Source organism: Butyrivibrio sp. INlla14 (assembly GCF_900102515.1).
In the GTDB taxonomy this organism is placed as follows: Bacteria; Bacillota; Clostridia; order Lachnospirales; family Lachnospiraceae; genus Butyrivibrio.
Genome location: NZ_FMVS01000075.1, coordinates 1 through 1,541, shown reverse-complemented (window position 1 = coordinate 1,541; position 1,541 = coordinate 1). Strand labels below are relative to the sequence as shown.

At 42.2% G+C, this 1,541-nt stretch carries 1 protein-coding gene; it reads left to right on the top strand.

Features of this window, described 5'->3' with window-relative positions; genetic code table 11:
* Positions 1 to 149 precede the first annotated feature (149 nt).
* Positions 150 to 1,541: IS1634 family transposase (locus BLO53_RS18865; RefSeq protein ID WP_242875409.1), on the top strand; the 1,392-nt coding region annotated here is incomplete at its 3' end.

The following is a 1,541-nucleotide window of genomic DNA, read 5'->3' as shown; positions in this document are numbered from 1 at the left end:
TGTGAACTTCCGCGATAATTAACTCTCGGCAGCCAAATTGAGAGGTGGAAAAATTGGAAAAACCCAGATTTTATGCGGATTTCGCTTGATTTTGAGTGGGGAACATGGTAAGATAATAGAGAAGTAATTACATCTCTATGGAGGCTGCCATGTATATGAATTTCCTTGTGAAGATACCGACTGGGGAAAACGGTATCACAATAAAAAACATCAAGGGAACTACCTACGTGTACTATGCGTATGAGAGAAAGTATGACCCTGACAAGAAGTATTCCGTCCCCAAGACCACATCCATCGGAAGACGTGATGATGAGCACCTTGACATGATGTATCCTAATGCTAACTGCATGAAGTTCTTTCCGGATATAGAGATCCCTGAAGAACTGGAAGGGGATACCAGCCGCAGCAGTTGCCTGAATGTTGGAGCATTTTTTGTAATCAGGAAGATCATTGCCAGCTATCGTATCGACGAGATGGTTAATCGTATTGTTGGCAAGGATGCCGGACTGTTTCTTGATCTTGCTGCATATAGCATTCTAACTGAGAACAATGCCGGTCAGTATTATCCTGACTATGCTTATAAGCATCCTCTCTTTACAAAAGGGATGCATGTCTATAGTGATTCAAAGATTTCAGACTTCCTTGGCCAGGACATGACTGATGCAAGGATTGCTTTCCTTAATGAATGGAATAAGAACCGGGATCACAGATCAAAGATTTATGTTTCTTATGATTCAACCAATAAGCACTGCCAGGCAGGTGATATAGATCTTGCTGAGATAGGACATGAAAAGGATAAGCAGGATAAGCCGATTTTCAACTATGCGATAGCATATGACAGGAACAACAATGAGCCCCTTTTCTATGAGGACTATCCGGGTAGCATCAATGACGTGTCACAGCTTCAGTACATGCTGGAAAAGGTGGAAGGCTATGGCTATAAAAATATAGGATTCATCCTCGACAGGGGATATTTTAGTGAGGCAAACATTCACTACATGGATCACCACGGCTACGGCTTTGTGATTATGGTCAAGGGCATGAAGGACCTTGTGAGTGAGCTTGTTTTAAAACATAGAGGCAGTTTTGAGCAGAGCAGGGCAAACAGCATAAGATCCTATAAAGTCAATGGAATGACAGTTAAGATGCAGCTGTTCCCTTCGGATGAAAAGGACAGATATTTCCATATATACTACAATGACAGAAAACATGCAGCAGAACGCGAGAATGTAGAGAGAAAGATAGACAGGATAGTCGAGTTTCTTGAAAAGAACAGGGGCAAGAAGATACCCCCAAGTCCAAACATTGAGAAATACTTTAAACTTGAGATTTACAATAAGGGCAAGGAAGATGAACGACTCCTTGCATGGCGCGAACGCACTGATGTCATAGACAGGGAGATTGCACTCTGTGGATACTTTGTACTTATCACATCAGAGTCCATGACAGCGGAAGAAGCAATAAACCTGTATAAGAGCAGGGATGTTTCCGAAAAACTGTTCCGCGGAGATAAATCATATATGGGAGCAAGGGCAGAAAGG